Raw genomic sequence first — 21,546 nt, forward strand, 5'->3', positions numbered from 1 at the left:
CCTTTCTTGTTCGTCTAATGCGCGGACTCAACTATACAGAACGGAGAACAACAAAAGTGCAACACAGCACGACGGCGAAGCGGCGCGGCGTCTCGATGGCTGCAAACCGGACGCAGGCGGGTCAGATGCCCAGCCGCGCGCCTTTGCGGAAGGCTCCCACCGAGAACTCGGCCCACGAGTACGACGGCAGGTAGTCGTTGCGGTAGGCGTTGATCGCCACGGGGTCGCCTTCCAAAAAGCGGTAGCTGTCGCAATCGAGGACGTCGGGGTTGACCGCCAGGCTGTTCCACGCCTTCACCAGCACGCCTTCCACGTGTGCACCTGCGAGCGTGGAGCGAAGGTCGGCCACGAGGGTTTGGTAGTAGCTGCGCTGGGACGCGTTGTACGGGGCGTCCTCCCACAGCAGGGCGCAGGCTTCGCGCGCCGACACGCTGCCGCCGTGGCGGTCGACCAGAAGCGCCAGCAGCTCCTTCGACTTCGATCGCTTGAAGGTGAGCGGCGCGTCGCCCGCGAACACCTCGAAGCCGCCGAACGTCTGGACGCGGACGAGCTTGCGCGGGCTGTTCGCACGGTGCTCGTAGATGAACGTCAACTCGCGCGCCAGCTCTTCGGCCTGGACCGGTTTGAGTAGATAGCCGGTGGCGTGGAGCGCGAACGCGTCCACCGCGTACTGGTCGTAGCTCGTCACGAACACGACGTGCAGGTCGGGTTGCAGGTCCTTGAGCTCCTTCGCCAGCGAAAGCCCGCTCATACCCGGCATCTCGATGTCGAGAAACGCCACGTCCACGGGTTCGCGGCGCGCGTGCTCGAGCGCCGCGCGGGGCGTGGCGAACGTGCGGGGCTCGCAGTCGGGCAGCACGCTTTGCAGGGTTCGGACGAGGTCTTTGAGCGCAAGCGGCTCGTCGTCGATGGCGATGACGTTCACGGAAGCCTCCTGTCGGGCCGGTCGGATTCGTCCTGCGCACAGGGGATGCGGATGGTGGCCACCGTGCCGTCGCCCGGTGCGCTGCGCACGTCGAGCGTTCCCTGGCAGCCTTCCGCCAGCCGCACGCGGACGTTCTGGATGCCCACGTGGATGCGCTCGTCGTCCGGCGCCGCGCTCGGGTCGAAGCCCACACCGTCGTCCTGCACCTCCACCACGTGCCCGCCCTCGTCGTCGTGCGAGGACACGCGCACGCATCCGCCCTCCTCGCGCGGCGACACGCCGTGGCGCACGGCGTTCTCGGCCAGAGCCTGCACGGTGAGCGGCGGCAATTCGAAGTCGCGCGAGGCGATGTCGAACTCCACCCGCAGCCGGCCGCCGAAGCGCCGCTGCTCCAGATTGAGATAGGTCGTCGTGTGCCGAAGCTCCCGTTCGAAGGGTATGGGCTGCTTGCTGGTGAGCGAGGCCATGTTCTCGCGCAGAAACGAGGAGAAGTCCGTCACCGCGCGAGCCGCCTCGGCAGGGTCGCTCGCGCACAGCTCGCGTATGGCGGCAAGCGTGTTGTACAGGAAATGCGGCTGGATCTGGCTCAACATGATGTCGGAGCGCGCCTCGGCCAGCTCGCGCTCGCGCTGGGCCAGAAGCGCCTTGCGCTCGGATTGGATGCTCAGGAACACCAGCAGGATGGCCAGCGCCACCGCCGTGTTCATGAGCGCGATGCCGAAGAAGGCCACCTGCACGACCTCGGCTACGATGGGCAGCGCGATGTAGCTGGCGAAGCCCAGCAGCTCCTTGCGCTCGAGGCAGCTGCGGTGGCGCACGACTATCCCCGCGTTGCGCAGGTGCAGCGCCACGGGCACCACCTGCGCCAACCAGAACAACGGCCCGCGCTCGTAGCCGGTTGCCGGGTCGACCAGGAAGAACATGCCGTTGAACAGGGAGACCGTGCAGCCGAGCGTGTAGAGTGTGAACAGCGCGACCGACAGGGGCAGGTAGCTGCGCGCGAGCGGGGCGCGTTTCGAGAGGTAGGTTTGGATGTAGCCGGTGAAGAACATGAACAGGGGAGCGGGCGCCACGTAGAACGCGAACGTGCCTACCAGCATCACGGCATACTCGACGCCGTCGAGCGGGGCGGCGAACATCCACGCCGTCATGTCGCCAAGGGCCATGACGGCGTTGCAGACGCAGATGCCGGCGAAGCAGAGGTTCGCTCGATCGTGCCGGTTTCCGCTGACCAGCACATAAGCTCCCAGCACTAGGCACAAAAGGGCGCTGTAAACGTCCAATGCTATGTTGAACTGGTTCATCCCACCTCCTTTGCCGGCATTATTGTAGCAGCGTGAACACGCCGCAACGCCGACGGAGCGATCGCGAAGGCGTCCGCTCCGTCGAAAGGCGTGGGAGGATGCCCGTTATCGGCGCGTGTTTTGCAGGTGTCCCGTGCTCCTTCTCGAGAGCAAGTAGGCGCCGGTCGCGCAAACGAGGGCCGCGGCGGCGGATGCGCCGGCGACGAACGGGGCGGTGTCGTCGCCGGTGGAGGCCAGCTTCTTCGCGGCGGCGACAGGTTCGGCGGCGGGCGCGGTCAACGCGCCCAGGCGCTCGAGGATGGCGCGCTCGGCGTCGGTCACCGGCACCTCGCTCACCACGCGGCCTCTCCCTTCGCCGTTGCCGTACGTGCCGCCTTGGTCGATGATGGAGCCGACGGAGTCGAGCGCGCCGGTTTCGTCGTCGATGTTCTGCTTGAGGGTTATGAGCCCTGCGTTGTCGAACGAGCCCGCGTTAACGAGCGGCCCGTACAGGTTCATCTCGCCTGCGTTGCGCAGCGTGCCGTTGTTCGCGAAATGGAGCGAGTACACGTCCAAGGGGGCGCCTTCAAGCGTCAGGTCCGCTCCGGCGGCGTTCGTCACCGGAGCGTCCTTCATGAACCTGGTCTTGCCCGACACGGTCATGATGCCGTTGTTCTGGATACTCGTCATGAATCCTTCCGGCATAGTGGTCATGTCGCCCGAGGACGCGCTGCCGAACGATTGCATCTGCGCGGCGAACTGCAGATCGCCGTTGTTGACGACCGGAGCGTACATGAGTTGCGCCACGTTGCCGGAGAACCGCATGGTGCCGCTGTTGCTTATCTTGGCGAGCTGTGCTTGGAACTGCGAGCCTTCCTCGCATACGAAATGGGCGTTTTGGCTGTTTTCGATGTTGCCGCCCATCATGGCCTGGCAGGCACCGCTTACGACAACGGAACCGTTGTTCACCAGCGGCGAGCCGAGGAATATGGCCGAACCGACGTTCAGGGCCCCGTTGTTGGCGAGCGAGCCGGAGAATCCGGGGAACATACTGCTCAGATCGCCAAGGCCTCCCGACCCGTCTCCTCCGCCGAGACCTCCCAAGCCGCCAAGGTCGCCAAGGTCGCCCAAACCGCCGCCCCCACCGGTGCTGCCCGCGCCACCGATCATGTCCTTGATCGCGTCCGTCATGCCGGCGAGGTCCATAACTATGAGCTGGCCGATCTCGCTTGTTCCGGCAAGGCCGGAGCCCAGCACGAGCGAGCAGCCCACCATGACGCCGGCGCCGCCGAACCCTTCGAGGCGCCCGATCTGGACGGTTCCCGCTCCCGCGGCGTTGAAGGAGAGGCTTGGATCCTCTCCTTCGGGCAAGGTCGCGTTCAACGCGAGGGACATCGTTTTGCCCGACAAGTCGAGGGTGCCGAAGTATAGCTCGACGGCGTGCGAGACCGATTCCTCATTCGATTCGCTGGCTTTCGACGGGACGGCATCGACCACGAGGTGCAGGTTGCGGCCAAGAGGGGTTGCGGGGTCGGCGTTCGCCAAACCCGTTTCCTTGGTGACGACGACGGCTTCGGTCCAATCTGCGGGGGCTTCGTCGGCAAGCATCGCCGAAACGATTACGGCGGAGGCATCGTCAGGATCTTGGGCCACGTGCACCCATACGTCCCGGGTGTCTTCTTTGGTCGCGGTCGGAATCGCCGACGGGTCGAAGCCCGCATCGTTGGGGGCCAAGGCGTCCTTGTCCGCGTCGCCGTCCAGCTTCTCGGTTCGGATGCCGTTCGATGCGGGAACCGACGTCGTTTCGACGGTGGAACCGCTATCGCCCGAGATGCCGCTCGCTTCTTCCGCTTTGTTCTCGCTCGGGGCGGCGCTGTCGGACAGCGCCCCCTGCTCGGCTTTCGGCGGCTCGCCGCCCGGTTCGCGCGGTTCCGTTTGATCGCCCCATGCGAGCGGGACGCCAAGGGAGAACGTCAACAGCCCCGCGCAGGCGAACGACCCGATTTTCCTAACAGTTTCCATCGTGTTGCCTCTCCATTCCTCGAAAACGACGAAGACCATATCCGGCCTCATCGGCGCTTCGTGCGCCAGCCGTTTGGATATATGGGCCCTATGGTAAGGAAGAGACAGCAACAAAAGAACAACAAGGACATGCCGAAGCCGTTCCGTCCTTCGAGACCTGTCAAGTGCAAAACTGCATATTTATTATCTAAACACCGAAAATAATGCAAATAGCGGGCATAATCATCTAAATAGTCGTATACTAGCTTGCAGCCTTTAAGGCGGTACGGAGAGACCGACAAGGTGCGCAGCATAGCTTTCCCAGGACCACGTGCGCCTTTGTCCCCGACGAAGGCGTTTTTTCGTATATGCTGCCCGAACGGAAGGAAGATTTTGAGCGAGATAGCGAACAAGCTGTTGGAAGGCACCTCGAAGCCCACGCCCGCGCCGGCGGCGCTCGTGCTGGAGGACGGCGCGGTGTTCCGCGGCACGGCGTGCGCGGCGCCCGGCGAGGTGTACGGCGAGATATGCTTCAACACGTCGCTCGAGGGCTACCTCGAGGTGATCACCGACCCGTCCTACGCCGGGCAGATCTGCGCGTTGACGTACCCCCAGATCGGCAACTACGGCGTGAACCCCGAGGACGCGCAGGCGGACCAGCCCGCGCTGCGCGGGCTGGTGGTGCGCGATATGTGCGCCGCTCCGTCGAACTGGCGCAGCGCCATGAGCCTGCCCGACTACCTGCGCGAGCACGGCGTGGTGGCCGTCGAAGGCGTCGACACCCGCGCCCTCGTGCGCCACGTGCGCGACCATGGCGCCCAGCGCGCGGTGCTCTCCACCGTCGACCTCGACGAGGCCAGTCTCCTCGCCAAGGTGCGCGCGAGCGAGTCCATCGTCGGGCAGAACCTGGCGGCCACCGTGTCGTGCGCGGGCGCGCACCCGTTCTCGTCGCTGCCGAAGAGCCACGCGTTCGCCGTGGCCGCGCCCGCGTCCAAGCGCCGTCGCGTCGTCGCCTACGACTGCGGGGCGAAGCGCTCCATCCTGCAGAACCTCGTGCGCTCGGGCTGCGACGTGGTCGCCGTGCCGTGGGACACGCCGGCCGAAGACGTGCTGGCCACGAACCCCGACGGCGTGTTCCTGTCGAACGGCCCCGGCGACCCCGAGGCCGTGGAGGGCACGTACTCCCAGGTGGAGAAGCTGCTGGGGAAGGTGCCCGTGTTCGGCATCTGCCTGGGCCACCAGATGATCGCCAAGGCGGCCGGGGCGGGCATCGAGAAGCTCAAGTTCGGCCACCGCGGCGGCAACCACCCCGTCATGAACCTGCTCACGGGGCGCGTGGAGATCACGGCGCAGAACCACGGCTTCGGCCTCTTGTTCCCCAGCTTGGGGCCGCTCGTGTCCGAGCTGTCGGGCGGCTTCAAGGGGCACGAGGACGACCTGCGCTTCTGGGCGCGCGCCGGTATCGCGCCGGTCGCGGACAACGAGCGGTTCGGCCGCATCCGCCTCACGCACGTGAACCTGAACGACGGCACCGCCGAGGGCGTGGCCTTCCTGGACATCCCGGCGTTCTCGGTGCAGTACCACCCCGAGGCCTCGCCCGGCCCCACCGACGCGCACTACCTGTTCACCGCGTTCGGCCGCCTGATGGACGGACGCGAGGACTACCTGGACATCGACATCGCCGCCGACCGCCTGGCCGGCTGGACGTTCGGCGAGCAGGCCGCCACCGTGGCGGGTGCCGCGCCGCACGCGTCCGCGACCGAAGGGGGGCGGTAGCCATGCCGAAGCGCACCGATATCCAAACCATCCTCGTGATAGGCTCTGGCCCCATCGTCATCGGGCAGGCGTGCGAGTTCGACTACTCGGGCGCGCAGGCGTGCAAGGTGCTCAAGGCCGACGGCTATCGCGTGGTTCTCGTGAACAGCAACCCCGCCACCATCATGACCGACCCCGGCCTGGCCGACCGCACCTACGTGGAGCCCATCACGCCCGAGTTCGTGGAGCAGGTCATCGCCAAGGAGCGCCCCGACGCGCTGCTGCCCACGCTGGGCGGCCAGACCGGCCTCAACACGGCCGTCGAACTGGCGCGCGCCGGCGTGCTGGACAAGTACGGCGTGGAGATGATCGGCTGCGACCTCGACGCCATCGAGCGCGGCGAGGACCGCAAGCTCTTCAACGAGTGCATGGCGGAGCTGGGCATAGAGACCTCGCGTTCGGGCTACGCCTACTCCCTGGCCGACGCCGAGGCCATCGTGGCGGAGCTCGGCTACCCGGTGGTGCTGCGCCCCTCGTTCACCATGGGCGGCGCGGGCGGCGGCATCGCGCACGACGCTTGCGAGCTGCACGAGATCGTGGGACAGGGCCTGGAGCTCTCCCCGGCCGGCGAGGTGCTGGTGGAGGAGAGCATCGAGGGTTGGAAGGAATACGAGATGGAGGTCATGCGCGACCATGCCGGCAACGGCATCATCGTGTGCTCCATCGAGAACTTCGACGCCATGGGCGTGCACACGGGCGACTCCATCACGGTCGCGCCCGCCCAGACGCTCTCCGACGTGGAGTACCAGCGCATGCGCGCCGCGTCGCTGGCCATCTTGGAGAAGATCGGCGTGGAAACCGGCGGCTCCAACGTGCAGTTCGCCGTCAACCCCGACAACGGCCGCATGATCGTCATCGAGATGAACCCGCGCGTGTCGCGTTCCTCGGCTCTCGCGTCGAAGGCGACGGGCTTTCCCATCGCCAAGGCGGCGGCGAAGCTGGCCGTGGGCTACACGCTCGACGAGATCGTCAACGACATCACGAAGGCCACCCCGGCGTGCTTCGAGCCGTCCATCGACTACTGCGTGGTGAAGGTGCCGCGCTTCGCGTTCGAGAAGTTCCAGGGAACCGACGACACGCTGTCCACGCGCATGAAGGCCGTGGGCGAGATCATGTCCATCGGCCGCACGTTCGAGGAGTCGCTCGGCAAGGCCATGCGCTCGCTGGAGAACGGGCGCGCGGGCCTGGGCGCCGACGGGAAGGAAGGCGAGCTGCCCGACGGCGAGGCGTTCGCCGACCTGGTGGCGCGTCCCACGGCCGAGCGCGTGTTCTACCTGGCCGAGGCGCTGCGCCGCGGCTGGACGGTGGACGAGGTGTGCGAGGCCACGGGCATCGACCCGTTCTTCATCTCCCGCATGGCCGACATCGTGCGCGTGCAGGAGAACCTGCGCGGCACGCATCTGGACGAGCTCGACGCCGACGCGTTCCGCGTGCTCAAGCGCTTCGGCCTGTCCGACGCGCAGATCGCGCACCTCACGAACTCCGACGAACTCACCGTGCGCACGTGCCGCAAGATGCTGGGCGTGAAGCCCGCGTTCAAGACCGTGGACACCTGCGCCGCCGAGTTCCCCAGCTCCACGGCCTACCATTACAAGACCTACGACGCCGCCGAAACCGAGGTGGCCCCGAAAACGCGCAAGCGCGCCATGATCCTGGGCGCGGGCCCCAACCGCATCGGGCAGGGCATCGAGTTCGACTACTGCTGCGTGCACGCGAGCTACGCGCTGGCCGAGGCGGGATTCGAGACCATCATGGTGAACTGCAACCCCGAGACGGTGTCCACCGACTACGACACGTCCGACAAGCTGTACTTCGAGCCCCTCACGTTTGAGGACGTCATGGACATCGTGGACGTGGAACGGCCCGACGGCGTGGTGGTCACGCTGGGCGGGCAGACGCCGCTCAAGCTGGCCACGGCGCTGGCCGAGGCGGGGGTGCCCATCATGGGGACCCAGCCCGAAGCCATCGACCTGGCCGAGGACCGCGACCGCTTCGCCGCCATCCTCGACGAGATGGGCATAACCTACCCGGCCGCCGGCATGGCCTCCACGTATCAAGAGGCCTGCGTCGTGGCCGACCAGATAGGCTTCCCGCTGCTCGTGCGCCCCAGCTACGTGCTGGGCGGGCGCGGCATGGGCATCGTGTACGACGGCGCGCAGCTGGAGAAGTACATGGCCGAGGCGGCCAAGATATCGCCCGACCACCCGGTGTACCTCGACCGGTTCCTGGAAGGCGCCGTGGAGGTGGACCTCGACGCGCTTTGCGACGGCGAGCAGGTGTACGTGGGCGGCGTGCTGGAGCACATCGAGATGGCGGGCATCCACTCGGGCGACTCGGCCTGCTGCACGCCCCCGTTCGCGCTGTCGGAGGCCTTGGTGTCGCAGCTGCGCTCCATAGCTCGCCAGCTGGCCCTGCGCCTGGGCGTGGTGGGCCTCATCAACATCCAGTTCGCCATCAAAGACCAGGTCATCTACATCATCGAGGCCAATCCGCGCGCCAGCCGCACCGTGCCGTTCACGTCGAAGGCCACGGGCGTGCCGCTGGCGAAGATGGCCGCGCGCGTCATGGCGGGGGAGAGGATTGCCGATCTGAACCTGCCGCCCGACGACCGGCGCCTCGAGCATTACAGCGTGAAGGAGGCCGTCATGCCGTTCGGCCGCTTCCCCGGCGCCGACACGGTGCTCGGCCCCGAGATGAAGTCCACGGGCGAGGTCATGGGCATCGCCGGCAACTTCCCGGCCGCGTTCGCCAAGACGCAGCTGGCCATCAGCTACGCGCTGCCCGAGGGCGGCACGGTGTTCATCAGCGTGTGCGACCGCGACAAGCGCTCCATCGTGTCCATCGCGCGCGACATCGTGCGCCTGGGCTTCAAGGTGGTGGCCACCGCCGGCACCGCCCGGGCCCTGCGCGCGGCCGGCGTGGACTGCGAAGAGGTGAAGAAGGTGCACGAGGGCTCGCCCAACGTGCTCGAACGCATCGCCTCGGGCGAGATCGCCCTCATGATCAACACCCCGTTCGGCCACGCCACGCGCGCCGACGGCTACGAGCTGCGCCTGGAGGCCGTGAAGCACGGCGTGACCCACGTGACGAACCTGGCCGGCGCCCAGGCCATGGTGGCCGGCATGGAGATGGCCCGCGAGAACGGCCTGACCGTGGTGGCCCTGCAGGACCTGCCCCAGTGGGGGTAGGGAGTCTGATAAGGAAAGACGGCGACGGGGGCGGCGGCTCGCTCTCCCGTCGCCGTCGCGTGCCTGAACGCCGCCGCTTTTTACACTCCGAATATCGAGGCGACGTACGACAGCACGAGCTCCATGTCGTCCGCGTTTGCTTGCGCGAGGCGCTTGCACCTTCGGTTCGACAGGTCGACCGTCCTCACCTGCTCGACGCATACGAAGCCCCGCACCTCTTCGTGGTCGATGCCCACATGCAGGGGGTACCCGTTGTTCACGGAGGTGATGGGACAGACGGCGGTCAGGCTGGAGCGCGCGTTGAACGTGTTCGAGCTGACCACGAGAGCGGGACGGTACTTGTTCGGCTCATGTCCCACCGACGGTTCGAAGTCGACGGCAACGATGTCGCCTTGCTCGCAGATCATCACCATATCTCCTTGCCCGCGGGCTCTCCCCAGTCGATCTCGTCGCCGATGCACGGCCAATCCTCGGGCGGCTCATACGTGCCCGTCCATCCTTCGAACAGCTCGTCGAGATCGACCGGATGCGTCGCGATCTTTCGGCGCTGCGGCTTCAGCTCGATGCCCGCAGCTCCTTCCTCGATGATCAGCTTGTCGCCAACGGACAGTCCGTATTTATCGCACAGGTTTTTTGGAATGATCACTCCCTGGCTGTTGCCCCACTTCGTCAGAGTCGCGGATACCATGCCGCCTCCTTTCCGTCTAAACTATGTATAAACATAGTAGCAAGATTGCGAGAAGGATGCAAACGACGTTCGGCGCTCCCTCCGTCAACCTTCCAGGAATTCCGCGAGCATGCCCTCCGGGTCGTTCAGGAAGCGGTTGAGGGCGTCCCATTCCATGGTTTGGCGCAGGCCCACCTCGCGTACCTCGTCGTCGAACTGGTAGATCACCGCGCCGGGCGCCGTGAGCAGGATGGGGGAGTGCGTGGCCACGACGAACTGCGAGCCCGCCTGTGCAAGCCGTACGATCTCGGCCAGAAGCGCCACCTGCCCCAGCTGCGAGAGTCCCGTCTCCGGCTCGTCCAGCACGTAGAACCCGCCGCCGCCGAAGCGGCGCGACACGAGCGCGAGGATGCCCTCGCCGTGCGACACGCTGTGCAGCGAGCGTCCGCCGAAGTAGCGGCGGTCGTCCTCGAGCACGTCCATCTCCGATATGAGGTTGAACAGCGTGTCCGAGCGCACGAAGAAGCTGTCGCGTGGCCGGAAGATGCTTTTGAGCAGGCGCACGTGGTCGCAGAGCTCCGAATGGTCGTCGTGCACCGAGAACGTGTAGTTGCGCGTGCCGCCCTCAGGGTTCAGCCCGTAGGCGATGCTCAAGGCCTCGAGCAGCGTCGACTTGCCCGTGCCGTTCTCGCCGCAGAAGAACGTGATGGACTGGGCCAGGTCAATCGTTTCAATGCTGGCGATGGCCGGGACGTCGAACGGGTAGCCGTCCCTCTCGGAGACGCCCTCCCAATCGATTGACAGCGAAGTCACGTATATGTCGTCCCTCATCGCGCCCTGTTCCCATCGCGTCGAAACCAGAGGTCAAGCATACCCTTGGCGCGGCGAAATGGCCAGCCGCAACAACCGGAAGGTTACGGTTCTCCTTCAGGGCGGGCGGTCTGCTACACTGGATGCGTTTCGTGATTCTCCATGATTCCCTGACGAGGGCAGCCGTACCAGGAACGCAAAGACGGCGCGCAACCTGCGGAAGGGAGTCTTCTCATGGCATGGGTCGTTCTTATCGTGTCGGGCGTTTTGGAGGCGGTGTGGGCCACGGCGCTCGGACGCGCCGAGGGGTTCACCAAGCTGGCGCCCTCGATCGTGTTCCTGGTCGCGCTGGCGCTGAGCATGGCGGGCTTGTCCTACGCGGTCAAGACGCTGCCGACCGGCACCGCGTACGCCGTCTGGGTGGGCATCGGCGCCTCGCTTACGGTCGTCTACGGCATGTTTTCGGGCACCGAGCCGGTCTCGGTGGCGAAGGTGCTGCTCATCGCAGGCCTCATCGCCTGCGTCATCGGCCTCAAGCTCGTGCACGACGGCTCCTAGCAAGATGCGGCGCGATCGGAGTGCCGCCCCGGCCTCGGCGAAGTCGTGGAGACGTCGACTCTCCCGCGCCCGTCGGCGCCTCGATGGCCCATAATGGATGCGAGCCGATTCAGGCGCATCCTTGTTCTAACGGCGTTTGACTTTGACGGAAGGGGAAGGTGCATCGCATGGACGAACCGCTGAAGTTCGCTACCAGGGACGAGTTCAGGGCATGGCTGCAGGCCAACGGCGAGTCGTCCTCCGGCGTCTGGCTGCTGCTCGGCAAGCCCGGCGGCCCGTGCACGCTCAAGGCGGCCGAGGCGCTCGAGGAGGCGCTGTGCTTCGGGTGGATCGACGGGCAGATGCGCCGCATCGACGAGGGCTCCTACCGCAAGTACTTCGCGCCGCGCCGGAAAAACAGCGCGTGGTCGGAAAAGAACAAGGCGCTCGTCGATAAGCTCGAACGGCGCGGCGAGATGGCCGATCCCGGCAGAAGGGCGGTGAAAGCCGCCAAGGAAAACGGCTGCTGGGACGCCCCGAAGGCGCCGGACGTCACCGAGGAGCATATCGCGGCCTTGGAGTCGCTGCTCGAAGGACGCGAGCCGGCCCATGCGAACTTTTTGGCCATGCCCCCTTCGGTGAGGAAGACGTACGCCCGCGCGTACTTCGACGCAAAGACGGACGCTGGCCGCGCGAGCCGGCTCGCCTGGATGACGGATCGGCTCGACCGCAACTTGAAGCCCATGTGAGATGCGCGGCTGCGCAGATGGGACGGCCGCGTCCGGCGATCACGGAATCGACGGACGGGCTTACGAACCCTGCTTCGCCGACGTCTCGCCTTGCGGCTTTGGGGATTTCGGCGGTCTGGCTGACCCGCGCTTGATCGCGATCTCCAGCGCTCCGAGCGCGGCGTAAGCCTCGTGCGCCGCGGCTTCGACCTGCGCCGTGTCGAGGCCGCGCTCTTCGACGACGGAGCGCACGGCGGCCGCGTAGTCGCGCCGGAAGCGCTCGTTGAGCTCGGTCCAGTCAACGTGCGCGAACTCGTCGGCCACGGCGCGGTCGAGCGGAAGCCTGCCCTGCAGCATGAGCACGGCGATGACGGGGTAGCCCGCATAGCCCTGCCAGTACGTGGCGTTGTCGTTCGAGGAGTAGACCGAGCCGTCCTCGCTCCATGTCACGGTGTACGCCTTCGCGCCGTTCGAGGACGCGACCGTCGCGCGCTGCTCGTCGGGATGCGGCTCGACGCGCCCGTCGGCTATGGCTGACCATGCTTCGTGCACTTTCTCGATGGGCGGCAGCTTCTCCACGGTGCTCCTTCGGTTGCGGCGTCATGCTCAGAGACGGCATGATATCAGATGGTAGAATGATCGCCATGAATGCTGACGAACCGTCGAAGAAGGAGCGCCCGTGACGCTTTACGACGATCTGCACGACCTGATGAAACCTTCTGCGCTGTACGAGCGGACCGATGCGGCGTTCTGGGACGACGAGCATATATCGCGCGGCATGTTGGCGGCGCATCTCGACCCTGAATTCGAGGGGGCCAGCCGTAGCTTCGCGTTCATGGACCGCTCCGTCGATTGGATACGCGCCGCGGCGCCTCCGGCGACGCATCCGCGCCTGCTCGATTTGGGCTGCGGCCCGGGGCTGTACGCCGAGCGCTTCGCGCGTGCAGGCTACGCAGTGACGGGCGTCGACCTCTCGCCACGCTCGCTCGACCACGCCCGCCGCTCCGCGTGCGAGCAGGGGCTCGCCATCGACTACCGGCGCCAGAACTATCTCGAGCTCGACCTGGACGGCACCTTCGACATCGCCGTCATGATCTACTGCGATTTCGGCGCGCTGTCGGCTGGCGAGCGTCGCGTCGTGCTGCGCTGCATCCTCGAGCGGCTGCGTTCTGGCGGTGCCCTCGTGCTCGACGTCTTCTCGCGGCGCAAGCTCGAGGCCTTCGAGGAGCGCACGACGTGGGAGGAGCACCCCGCAGGCGGGTTCTGGAACGCGGGCCCTCACTTCGAGGTGCAGCGCTGCAGCCGTTTCGCAGACGCTGTGTCGCTCGAGCAGATCGCGGTGATCGCACCCGGGGGCGCGACGTCCTACCATCTATGGAACACGTACTTCACCCCCGAGACGCTCTCGGAAGAGCTCGAAGAGGCCGGTTTCGAGGTGGCGGAGCTGGTCGGCGACGCGGCGGGCGCGCCGCTCGACGAGGCGAGCCCGACGATCGCCGCAGTCGCGCGCAAGCCTACAACCAGCGCGGATGGGCGATGACACGAATCGTGTCTTGCCGGATCGCCGCGGCTCCGCCATCTTGGAGGCCTGAAAGGGGGCGCGTCCCGTGGATTTCGGAGAAAAGCTCAAGGCGCTGCGCACCGAGCGCGGCCTGACCCAGGAGCAGCTTGCCGCCAAGCTGTACGTGTCGCGCACGGCCGTGTCGAAGTGGGAGACGGGAGGCGGCTCGCCCAACCTCGACTCGCTGCAGGCCGTCGCGCGATTGTTCGACGTGTCGGTGGACGACCTCCTGTCCGCCGACGACCTCATCGTGCTCGCGCGCGACGAGCGGCGCTCGTCGGCGCGCAGCAACGGCCTGCTGTCGTTCGGACTGCTCGACATGCTGGCGATTGCGTTCGCGTTCCTGCCTTTGTACGGCGTTGACGACGGCTCGTTCGTGCGCATGGCCGGCTTGGCCGAGTACGGCGCGTCCGTGGGCTTCGGCGTGTCGTTCGCCGTCATGGCGACGACCGTCGCCGCGCTCGCGCTCGTGGGCGCGGCGGAGGCGACGACGGCCTTAGCCGCCGTGCGAAGGGGCTCGCGCTTCGTCGCCCTCGCGGGATTCGCGGCGCAGGCGGTCGCCGTGGTCGGGTTCACGGCGACCATGCAACCCTACGCCGCCACGCTCATGTTCGCATTGCTCGTGGCGAAGGCCGTCATCGGCTACCGCATCCTGCGCTCGTAACCCCTGGTGGCCGGCTTTGCCACGCACCGTGTCGCCCGTGCGACGCATCGTGGCTTGCCGTCGGGCGGCACGGATCGTTTCATGGAAGCTCGGGACTCGCAAGGGCCCACGTAATCCGTGAGACGAAAGGACAGCTCGATGGAAACGACCTTGACGGCCGCGTGGCTCAACGTTGCGTTCGCCGCGTTCGACACGACGATCTTGGGAGCGCTCCATGCGCTTGCCGAATACGGGGGATTCGCGTTCACACCGCTGTTCGAGGCGGTGAGCTTCGCAGGCGAGAAGGGCGCGTGCTTCTTCGCGCTGGCAATCGTGCTCATGGCGTTCAAGCGCACGCGACGCGCGGGGGCGGTCATGTTCGTCGCCGTCTGCCTGGGCGCGCTTGCCACGAACATCGTGCTCAAGGACCTCGTCGCGCGACCGAGGCCGTTCGAGTCGTCCGCGCTTTACCTGGACTGGTGGCGCTTCGTCGGTGCCGTGCCCGAGGACGGGTTCTCGTTCCCCTCCGGCCACATGACCGCGGCCTCGGCGGCGATGGTGGCGCTCATGCTGGCGTATCGGAATTGGAAAACGGTGCTCGGCGGCTCGCTCGTCATGCTGGTCATGGGCGCGGCGCGCTGCTATCTTGTGGCGCACTATCCCTCCGACGTGCTGGCCGGCTTCCTCGTGGGCGCGCTCGCGGCCGTCGTCGCATGGCTACTCGTGACGAAAACGCTCGATCTGATCGAAGCGCGCCGAACGGAGCGAGGGCGCCATGGGCCCGCTTCCCTTCGCCGGGGTTCCACGCGACGTTGAAACGGGGGCATCTGTAGTCTTTTCTTTCGCATTCCGGCTTGCTAGGCGCTCGCTCAACAGCGGTGATGTTACAATCAGCGCCGAAGAGACGGTCACGCCGCCGCAGGCGAAGCGGCGGTTCGGCGAGAGGAAAGGTCCTTACGTGGCTCTGGTCAACGAACGGGCGCGCATACGCGAGAACGTGTGTGCGGGCCCGAACCTCTACCTCATGACGCTCGACGCGCCCGACATCGCGGGAGCCATCGAGCCGGGGCAGTTCGTGCATATGAAGGTGCCGGGCATGGAGGCGCACATTCTGCGCCGTCCGTTCTCGGTGTACGCGCGCGACGTGCGCACCGGCACGCTGGAGATCCTCTACCAGGCGGTCGGCTTCGGCAGCGACCACATGACGGGCCTCGTGCCGGGGCAGTGCGGCGACGCCGAGCTTATCGGCCCCGTCGGACGTGCCTGGCATCCCGCCGGCGCGAAACGCGCGCTGCTCGTGGGCGGCGGCGTGGGCGCGGCCCCGCTGTTCATGCTGGCCGAGTCGCTTGTGGCCGCAGGTGCGCGCACGGACGTGGTGCTGGGCGCGCAGACCGAGCAAGCGCTCACGTGCCGCGCCCGCTACGAGGCGCTGCTCGACGCGCCGCCGCGCTGCGCCACCGACGACGGCAGCTTCGGGCGCGAGGGCTTCTGCACCTCGCTCGTCGCCGAGGCTTTGGCGGAAGCCGCCGAAGCGGGCGGGCAATACGACTACCTGGCCGTATGCGGTCCCGAGCCCCTTATGAAGATCGTGGCCGGCATGGCCGCCGAAGCGGACGTGCCCTGCGAGGTCTCCCTGGAAAAGCGCATGGCCTGCGGCGTAGGCGCGTGCCTGTCGTGCGTGGTCGACACGGTGGACGGCAAGAAGCGCGCCTGCGTCGACGGCCCCGTGTTCGACGCGCGAAAGGTGGTTTGGTAGATGGGCGAGATAGAAAACGCGCTGCCGCAGACGACGGCCCCCACGAAGGTGGGCATGGCGGTGAACCTGGGCGGGCTGGAGATGAAGAACCCCGTCACCGTGGCGTCGGGCACATTCGCGGCGGGGCGGGAGTACGGGGACTTCGTGGATGTCGCCTCGCTCGGCGCCGTGACCACCAAGGGCGTGTCCCTGAACGGCTGGGAGGGCAACGCCAGCCCCCGCATCGCCGAGACGCCGAGCGGCATGCTGAACTCCATCGGCCTGCAGAACCCCGGCGTGGCCCACCTGAAGGAGCACGACCTGCCGTGGCTCGCCGAGCGCGGCGCCACGGTCATCGTGAACGTGTCGGGCCACAGCTTCGACGAGTACGTCCAAGTCATCGAGGCGTTGGAGGACTCGCCCGTCGACGCGTACGAGGTGAACATCTCGTGTCCGAACGTGGACGCGGGCGGTATGACCATCGGCACGTGCACGGACAGCGTCGAGGCCGTGGTGTCGCGCTGCCGCGCCGCCACGAAGCGCCCGCTCATCGTGAAGCTCACGCCGAACGTCACCGACGTGGCCGAGATCGCGCGCGCCGCCGAGGCCGCCGGCGCGGACGCCCTCTCGCTCATCAACACGCTTCTGGGCATGGCCGTGGACGCCAAGCGCCGCCGGCCCCAGCTCGCCCGCGTGGTGGGCGGCCTGTCGGGCCCGGCCGTGAAGCCCGTGGCGCTGCGCATGGTGTGGGAGGTGCACAAAGCCGTGCAGGTCCCGCTGCTCGGCATGGGCGGCATCTCGACCGGCATCGACGCCGTGGAGTTCATGTTGGCCGGAGCCACGTCCGTGGCGGCGGGAACGGTGAATTTCGTGAATCCGCGCGCTTCGGTTGAAATCGCGGACGGGATAGCGCAGTATTGCGAGGAACAGGGCGTACAGGACGTGCGCGAGCTGATAGGAGCGTTGGAATGCTAAGTTCGTTCGAGAAGGTCCCCGCGCGCGACCGCGTGATCGTGGCGCTCGACTGCGGCATCGAGGAAGCCTTCGACCTTGCCGACCAGCTTCAAGGGAAGGCCGCGTGGATGAAGGTGGGCATGACGCTGTTCTACGCGAACGGCCCGGCCATCGTCTATGCGCTCAAGGAGCGCGGCTTCAAGGTGTTCCTCGACCTCAAGTTCCACGACATTCCGCATCAGGTGGAAGGTGCCGCCTACGCCGCTGCGGGCAGCGGGGCCGACATGCTCACCATGCACACGGTGGGCGGCGTGGACATGATGCAGGCGGCCCAGCGAGGCGCCGAGCGCGCGGCGGCCGAGTACGGCCACGACGTGCCGGCCACGCTCGGCATCACGGTGCTCACCAGCATGAACGACGCCGCGCTGGCCGAGACGGGCGTGAGCCGCGCCATGTCAGACCAGGTGGTGGTTCTGGCCGAGCAGGCGAAGCGCGCCGGCATCTCCGGCGTGGTGGCGTCGCCGCAGGAGGCCGCGCGCCTGCGCGACATCCTGGGCCCCGACGCCTACATCGTCACGCCCGGCGTGCGGCCGGCGGGCAGCGACAAGGGCGACCAAAGCCGCACGGCCACGCCTGCCCAGGCGTTCGCGAACGGCGCGTCGCATCTCGTCATCGGCCGGCCTATAACCCAAGCGCCCGACCCGGCAGCCGCGTTCGAGGCCATTGTCGCGGAACTGTAACCTGAGCGCGGGTTCACTTCGGTTGTTTCCCGCTTCCGACCTCGGGCGGGACGGAATGTAACGGTTAGGCGACGAAAAAGGCTTTTCTCGCGAAGCTGCTCATACAATGTGTGGCGTCGCGTTAGAATTTTTTGGAATTACAGCGATTGACAAGGCAAGACGGATAAATGCGTGATAGTATCACGGAATCGCTTTGGAGAAGAAGGAGAGAAACACGATGGCTATTCCTCAACTCAGCCCGGAAGAACGTCAGGCGGCCCTGGAGAAGGCGAAGGCGGCTCGCATCAAGCGCGCTGAGGTTCGCGACGAGCTGAAGAGCGGCAAGCTCACGTTGGCCAAGGTTCTCGAAATGAAGAACGACCCGGTGGTGGGCCGTATGAAGGTGTCCACGCTCATCGAGACCATGCCGGGCTACGGCAAGGCCAAGGCCGAGAAGATCATGAAGGAGCTGCAGATCGCCGAGAGCCGTCGTTTGCGCGGTTTGGGCGAGCGCCAGCAGACCGCCCTTCTGGAGCGTCTGGGTTAAAACCCCCGTATGCGACACGGCAATCTGTTCGTTATCTCAGGGCCATCAGGTGCCGGCAAGGGCACGCTGGTGGCCCGTTTGTTGCGCGAGGTGCCCGATGCCTGGGTGTCCCGCTCCGTCACGACACGCGCCCCGCGCGAGGGCGAGGTCGACGGCGTGCACTACCGGTTCGCCACCGCCGAGGAGTTCCAGCACCTGGTGGACACCGACGGGCTTTTGGAATGGGCCACCTACGCCGGCAACCGCTACGGCACGCCGCGCGCGACCGTCGAGGAGCACATGGCCCGCGGCGAGCAGGTCATCCTCGAGATCGACGTGCAGGGCGCTTTCCAAGTGCGCGACAAGATGCCCTCGGCCCACCTCGTGTTCATCGAGCCTCCTTCGCTCGAGGTGCTCGAAGAGCGCCTGCGCGGGCGCGGCACCGAGACCGACGAGGTCGTCGAGAAGCGCATGAGGGCGGCCGCAGTGGAGCTTTCGCGCAAAATGGAGTATGATATGCGGCTGGTAAACGACAACCTTGACGAAGCGACCGCCGCGCTGGTGGGCTACGTCAACGAGCAAGCTGAGAAAGCACGAGGTTAAACGATATATGAGCATCATCGAACCTAAGATCGACGCGCTGCTGAACAAGACGGACAACGACCGCTTCCTGCTGTGCGCCCTGGCGTCGAAGCGCGCGCACGACATCAACGACATGATGCGCGGTCAGCGCGATCGCGCCATCCAGCTGCAGACGGCCGTGGAGATCGCGCGCGCGGCCGACAAGAAGCCGCTGTCGCTCGCGTTCAACGAGATCGCGCGCGGCGAAGTGTCGTACGACCCGAACTCCATCGACATCAAGAACCACTAGGTTCCGCTGGCCTTCGGCCAGCGGAACCTCTCGACGCTGCGAAGCCCCACGGTCGTTCAGATGCCGCGAAAGCAACTTGAAGCGTGCTTCTGCACGTGAAAGTTGCTTGGAGCGAGCAGCTGGGCGACCGTGGGGCTTCTCGCTGACTTACTACGCCAACCTGGGCGGTAATTTTCGCGCTTCGCGCGAACCGTTCGATACGAGAGACTCCCATGACTGACTTCCAACGCATCATCCTCGTCCATTACCACGAAATCGGCCTCAAGGGGCACAACCGGGCCTCGTTCGAGACGCGGCTCTTGAAGAACCTCGAAGCGCTGCTGGCCGGCTTCCCTGTGGTGACGATCCACCGCATATCGGGGCGGCTGTGCGTGTTTTTGCGCGAGGGCGCCGACTGGGACACGGCCGTCGCGGCGTCCGAGGTCGCCGGCAAGGTGCCGGGCGTGGCCCGCGTTTCGAGCGGCTTCAAATGCGAGCGCGACCTCGACGAGATGGCCGAGGCGGCCGTGCTCGCGCTTTCCGAGGCCGGGGAATTCTCCACGTTCAAGGTGGCGGCGCGGCGCAACCACACCGATTTCGCCGTGAACTCCATGGACATGAACCAGATCATCGGCGGCGCGCTCTGCGAGGCCTACCCGGACAAGGGCGTGCGCATGAAGAACCCCGACGTCACCGTGGGCGTGGAGGTGGTTCAGAATGCTTCGTACGTGTACGCGCGCTCCGTGCCGGGCGTGGGCGGCCTGCCGGTGGGCAGCTCGGGCAAGGTGGTGTGCCTGCTGTCGAGCGGCATCGACTCGCCGGTGGCCACATGGAAGCTGGCGCGCCGCGGCGCGGTGTGCATCGGCGTGCACTTCTCCGGGCGGCCGCAGACCTCGGATGCGAGCGAGTACCTGGTCGACGACATCGCGCGCGTTCTGGAGCGCACGGGCTGCATCGCGCGCGTGTACACGGTGCCGTTCGGCGACTACCAGCGCGAGATCGCCCTCGCCGTTCCGCCGGAGCTGCGCGTGATCATGTACCGCCGCCTCATGTTCAAGGTGGCCGAGGTCCTGGCCGCCCGCGAGCGGGCGGGGGCGCTCGTGACGGGGGAGAGCCTGGGGCAGGTGGCCTCGCAGACGCTCGAGAACATCCGCGCGACGGACGACGCGGTGGACATGCCGGTGTTCCGCCCGCTCATCGGCACGGACAAGCTCGAGATCATCGGCGAGGCCCAGCGGCTGGACACCTACGAGATATCCTCGCAGGACGCGCCGGACTGCTGCACGCTGTTCATGCCCCGCAGCCCGGAAACGCACGCGAAGCTGCCGGTGGTGCGCGAGGTCGAGGCCGCGCTGCCCATCGAGCGCTGGGTGGCCGAGATCGCGGAGGCCGCCGAAGTGCGCGACTACGCCTGCCCGGCCTACAAGCCCAAGGCGCGCTAGCCGCCCGATCAGCCTAACCGAAAATTCCGGTTGCCTGCGGAACGGTTGAGCGGCATGCGCGATCGTCGCCGCAGGGGCGGGCTGCCGCCCGCCCGGCGCCCCGACCTCCGACTTCGCAAACCCATGCGGCGAACGCACCTGCAGGTTCCAAGCTCGTCGTTCTGCGGCCCCTCGCCACGTGGCCGGCGTAAAGGGAGGCCCTGCGAAGCCCCGCTCGAAGGCCCCCTCTTCGGTCCGCCCGAACGCCTGTGGAAAACTCCGCAGGCGTTCGGCTTTTATTCGACCCGCGTTGGATGCGCGCTGGATCCGTGCAAGGTTTTGCCGGTCGCGGCGCTGGATTCGCGCAAGGTCCGCGTTGGCTGCGCGTTGGGACTCCGACGGTCGCCGTGCAAGGTCGCGGAGCTATGATCGAGGCGCAAGGCGGTCGCGGCGGTCTAACTCGGGCGCCGCCCGCCTGCATCTGACGGGTGGGGAACGGGAGGGGCCATGTCGTTTCAACGGAGCGCGGAGTCGTGGCGCGCGCGGATGCATCTGTCGGGGGCGCGGCTGCCCGTGCTGGTGGGCGTGACCGCCGTGGCGCTGGTCGTGCTCGCGGGGGCGGGAAAGCTGCTGCTGGACGCCGCGTCGTCGGAGGGCTTCGCGGTCGAGAGGTCGGAGAGCGCGGAGCAGGCGGTTCGCGACGATGCGGCCGCAGGTGCCGAAGCGGCTCCGGCTGCGTCGATGCGCGTGCACGTGGGCGGCGCGGTGGCGGCGCCCGGCGTGTACGAGCTGGTCGAGGGCGCACGGGTGCTCGACGCCGTCGAGGCGGCGGGAGGTTTCGCCGAAGGGGCCGCGCGCGACGCCCTCAACTTGGCGCGCGCCGTCTCCGACGGCGAGCAGGTGGTCGTTCCGAGCGAGGCCGACGCCGCCGCGGCGGCGTCGGCTGCGGTGGGGGAGGCCGGCTCCGCCGCAGCCGGAGCGGCTAACGCCAAGGTGAACATCAACACGGCGTCGGCCGCCCAGCTGGACGCGCTTCCCGGCGTGGGAGCCTCCACGGCCGACAAGATCGTGGCCGACCGCGCGGCGAACGGCCCCTTCAAGACGATCGAGGACCTCAAGCGCGTGTCGGGCATCGGCGACAAGAAGTTCGCGGCGCTCGCCGACGCGATCTGCGTCGGCTGAC

The 21,546-nt window shown here is 67.0% G+C and carries 22 protein-coding genes; 15 read left to right on the forward strand and 7 right to left on the reverse strand.

Features of this window, described 5'->3' with window-relative positions; translation table 11 throughout:
- Positions 1-121 precede the first annotated feature (121 nt).
- From C1878_RS08215 to C1878_RS16600, 3 genes are all read right to left on the reverse strand, one after another.
- Positions 122-925, reverse strand: a complete 804-nt coding sequence (locus tag C1878_RS08215; protein ID WP_114601127.1) for a response regulator — start codon at positions 923-925, stop codon at positions 122-124.
- Positions 922-2,229 carry a sensor histidine kinase gene (locus C1878_RS08220; RefSeq protein ID WP_114601128.1) on the reverse strand — a complete coding sequence of 436 codons (1,308 nt, stop codon included), beginning with the start codon at positions 2,227-2,229 and terminating at the stop codon, positions 922-924. Before C1878_RS08220 ends, C1878_RS08215 begins: the two co-directional genes overlap by 4 nt.
- A gap of 105 nt (positions 2,230-2,334) precedes the next feature.
- Positions 2,335-4,230: a hypothetical protein gene (locus tag C1878_RS16600; RefSeq protein ID WP_158539763.1), complete on the reverse strand. Its 1,896-nt coding sequence runs from the start codon at positions 4,228-4,230 to the stop codon at positions 2,335-2,337.
- Positions 4,231-4,602: 372 nt separating this feature from the next.
- Here C1878_RS16600 and carA point away from each other — a divergent pair, with 372 nt between their 5' ends.
- Positions 4,603-5,985, forward strand: a complete 1,383-nt coding sequence (gene carA, locus C1878_RS08235) for a glutamine-hydrolyzing carbamoyl-phosphate synthase small subunit (protein WP_114601130.1) — start codon at positions 4,603-4,605, stop codon at positions 5,983-5,985.
- A 2-nt stretch (positions 5,986-5,987) separates the two neighbouring features.
- Positions 5,988-9,212, forward strand: a complete 3,225-nt coding sequence (carB, locus tag C1878_RS08240; RefSeq protein WP_114601131.1) for a carbamoyl-phosphate synthase large subunit — start codon at positions 5,988-5,990, stop codon at positions 9,210-9,212.
- A gap of 80 nt (positions 9,213-9,292) precedes the next feature.
- Here the strand turns inward: carB and C1878_RS08245 are convergent, their stop codons facing one another.
- From C1878_RS08245 to C1878_RS08255, 3 genes are all read right to left on the reverse strand, one after another.
- A complete protein-coding gene (locus C1878_RS08245) occupies positions 9,293-9,619 on the reverse strand; it encodes a type II toxin-antitoxin system PemK/MazF family toxin (RefSeq protein ID WP_241963666.1) in 327 nt (108 codons plus the stop codon).
- A complete protein-coding gene (locus tag C1878_RS08250; RefSeq protein ID WP_114601133.1) occupies positions 9,619-9,900 on the reverse strand; it encodes an AbrB/MazE/SpoVT family DNA-binding domain-containing protein in 282 nt (93 codons plus the stop codon). The genes C1878_RS08245 and C1878_RS08250 overlap by 1 nt, the downstream gene beginning before the upstream one ends.
- Before the next feature lie 84 nt (positions 9,901-9,984).
- The gene (locus C1878_RS08255; RefSeq protein ID WP_114601134.1) at positions 9,985-10,710 is read right to left on the reverse strand and encodes an AAA family ATPase; all 726 of its coding nucleotides are present in this window, start codon (positions 10,708-10,710) and stop codon (positions 9,985-9,987) included.
- A 213-nt stretch (positions 10,711-10,923) separates the two neighbouring features.
- On the opposite strand from C1878_RS08255, the gene C1878_RS08260 reads away from it, so the two are divergent.
- Positions 10,924-11,247, forward strand: a complete 324-nt coding sequence (locus tag C1878_RS08260; RefSeq protein ID WP_114601135.1) for a multidrug efflux SMR transporter — start codon at positions 10,924-10,926, stop codon at positions 11,245-11,247.
- 167 nt (positions 11,248-11,414) lie between these two features.
- Positions 11,415-11,975, forward strand: a complete 561-nt coding sequence (locus C1878_RS08265) for a YdeI family protein (protein ID WP_114601136.1) — start codon at positions 11,415-11,417, stop codon at positions 11,973-11,975.
- A gap of 60 nt (positions 11,976-12,035) precedes the next feature.
- On the opposite strand, the gene C1878_RS08270 is transcribed toward C1878_RS08265, so the two are convergent.
- The gene (locus C1878_RS08270; protein WP_114601137.1) at positions 12,036-12,533 is read right to left on the reverse strand and encodes a hypothetical protein; all 498 of its coding nucleotides are present in this window, start codon (positions 12,531-12,533) and stop codon (positions 12,036-12,038) included.
- Positions 12,534-12,633: 100 nt separating this feature from the next.
- Here C1878_RS08270 and C1878_RS08275 point away from each other — a divergent pair, with 100 nt between their 5' ends.
- The 11 genes from C1878_RS08275 (at position 12,634) to C1878_RS08325 (ending at position 21,545) form a co-directional block, all read left to right on the forward strand.
- Entirely contained in the window at positions 12,634-13,494 is an 861-nt protein-coding gene (locus tag C1878_RS08275; protein ID WP_199519313.1) for a class I SAM-dependent methyltransferase, read from the forward strand.
- Between the two features lie 67 nt (positions 13,495-13,561).
- Positions 13,562-14,179: a helix-turn-helix domain-containing protein gene (locus C1878_RS08280; RefSeq protein ID WP_114601138.1), complete on the forward strand. Its 618-nt coding sequence runs from the start codon at positions 13,562-13,564 to the stop codon at positions 14,177-14,179.
- Between the two features lie 138 nt (positions 14,180-14,317).
- Positions 14,318-14,974: a phosphatase PAP2 family protein gene (locus tag C1878_RS08285; protein WP_114601139.1), complete on the forward strand. Its 657-nt coding sequence runs from the start codon at positions 14,318-14,320 to the stop codon at positions 14,972-14,974.
- A 142-nt stretch (positions 14,975-15,116) separates the two neighbouring features.
- The gene (locus tag C1878_RS08290; RefSeq protein ID WP_114601140.1) at positions 15,117-15,914 is read left to right on the forward strand and encodes a dihydroorotate dehydrogenase electron transfer subunit; all 798 of its coding nucleotides are present in this window, start codon (positions 15,117-15,119) and stop codon (positions 15,912-15,914) included.
- The gene (locus tag C1878_RS08295) at positions 15,915-16,868 is read left to right on the forward strand and encodes a dihydroorotate dehydrogenase (RefSeq protein ID WP_114601141.1); all 954 of its coding nucleotides are present in this window, start codon (positions 15,915-15,917) and stop codon (positions 16,866-16,868) included.
- Entirely contained in the window at positions 16,862-17,587 is a 726-nt protein-coding gene (gene pyrF, locus C1878_RS08300) for an orotidine-5'-phosphate decarboxylase (protein WP_114601142.1), read from the forward strand. Before C1878_RS08295 ends, pyrF begins: the two co-directional genes overlap by 7 nt.
- 217 nt (positions 17,588-17,804) lie before the next feature.
- Positions 17,805-18,113 (forward strand): integration host factor, actinobacterial type, encoded by a 309-nt coding sequence (gene mihF / locus C1878_RS08305; protein ID WP_041239777.1) that lies wholly within the window; start codon positions 17,805-17,807, stop codon positions 18,111-18,113.
- A 9-nt stretch (positions 18,114-18,122) separates the two neighbouring features.
- The gene (gene gmk / locus C1878_RS08310) at positions 18,123-18,695 is read left to right on the forward strand and encodes a guanylate kinase (RefSeq protein ID WP_114601143.1); all 573 of its coding nucleotides are present in this window, start codon (positions 18,123-18,125) and stop codon (positions 18,693-18,695) included.
- Between the two features lie 7 nt (positions 18,696-18,702).
- On the forward strand, positions 18,703-18,963 hold the full coding sequence (locus C1878_RS08315; RefSeq protein ID WP_080143130.1) for a DNA-directed RNA polymerase subunit omega: 261 nt from the start codon (positions 18,703-18,705) through the stop codon (positions 18,961-18,963).
- Between the two features lie 212 nt (positions 18,964-19,175).
- Positions 19,176-20,384 carry a tRNA uracil 4-sulfurtransferase ThiI gene (gene thiI, locus C1878_RS08320; protein WP_114601144.1) on the forward strand — a complete coding sequence of 403 codons (1,209 nt, stop codon included), beginning with the start codon at positions 19,176-19,178 and terminating at the stop codon, positions 20,382-20,384.
- A gap of 486 nt (positions 20,385-20,870) precedes the next feature.
- Positions 20,871-21,545: a ComEA family DNA-binding protein gene (locus tag C1878_RS08325; protein ID WP_114601145.1), complete on the forward strand. Its 675-nt coding sequence runs from the start codon at positions 20,871-20,873 to the stop codon at positions 21,543-21,545.
- Position 21,546 lies beyond the last annotated feature (1 nt).

The organism is Gordonibacter sp. 28C (assembly GCF_003339845.1).
GTDB lineage: Bacteria > Actinomycetota > Coriobacteriia > Coriobacteriales > Eggerthellaceae > Gordonibacter.

Coding starts and splice junctions, on each gene's coding strand:
- C1878_RS08250 (WP_114601133.1), bottom strand. CDS start 9,900: ATGGTATCCGCGACTCTGACGAAGTGGGGCAACAGCCAGGGAGTGATC.
- mihF (WP_041239777.1), top strand. CDS start 17,805: ATGGCTATTCCTCAACTCAGCCCGGAAGAACGTCAGGCGGCCCTGGAG.
- pyrF (WP_114601142.1), top strand. CDS start 16,862: ATGCTAAGTTCGTTCGAGAAGGTCCCCGCGCGCGACCGCGTGATCGTG.
- C1878_RS08245 (WP_241963666.1), bottom strand. CDS start 9,619: ATGATCTGCGAGCAAGGCGACATCGTTGCCGTCGACTTCGAACCGTCG.
- C1878_RS08285 (WP_114601139.1), top strand. CDS start 14,318: ATGGAAACGACCTTGACGGCCGCGTGGCTCAACGTTGCGTTCGCCGCG.
- C1878_RS08260 (WP_114601135.1), top strand. CDS start 10,924: ATGGCATGGGTCGTTCTTATCGTGTCGGGCGTTTTGGAGGCGGTGTGG.
- thiI (WP_114601144.1), top strand. CDS start 19,176: ATGACTGACTTCCAACGCATCATCCTCGTCCATTACCACGAAATCGGC.
- C1878_RS08255 (WP_114601134.1), bottom strand. CDS start 10,710: ATGAGGGACGACATATACGTGACTTCGCTGTCAATCGATTGGGAGGGC.
- C1878_RS08325 (WP_114601145.1), top strand. CDS start 20,871: ATGTCGTTTCAACGGAGCGCGGAGTCGTGGCGCGCGCGGATGCATCTG.
- C1878_RS08295 (WP_114601141.1), top strand. CDS start 15,915: ATGGGCGAGATAGAAAACGCGCTGCCGCAGACGACGGCCCCCACGAAG.
- carB (WP_114601131.1), top strand. CDS start 5,988: ATGCCGAAGCGCACCGATATCCAAACCATCCTCGTGATAGGCTCTGGC.
- C1878_RS08220 (WP_114601128.1), bottom strand. CDS start 2,229: ATGAACCAGTTCAACATAGCATTGGACGTTTACAGCGCCCTTTTGTGC.
- gmk (WP_114601143.1), top strand. CDS start 18,123: ATGCGACACGGCAATCTGTTCGTTATCTCAGGGCCATCAGGTGCCGGC.
- C1878_RS08315 (WP_080143130.1), top strand. CDS start 18,703: ATGAGCATCATCGAACCTAAGATCGACGCGCTGCTGAACAAGACGGAC.
- C1878_RS16600 (WP_158539763.1), bottom strand. CDS start 4,230: ATGGAAACTGTTAGGAAAATCGGGTCGTTCGCCTGCGCGGGGCTGTTG.
- C1878_RS08265 (WP_114601136.1), top strand. CDS start 11,415: ATGGACGAACCGCTGAAGTTCGCTACCAGGGACGAGTTCAGGGCATGG.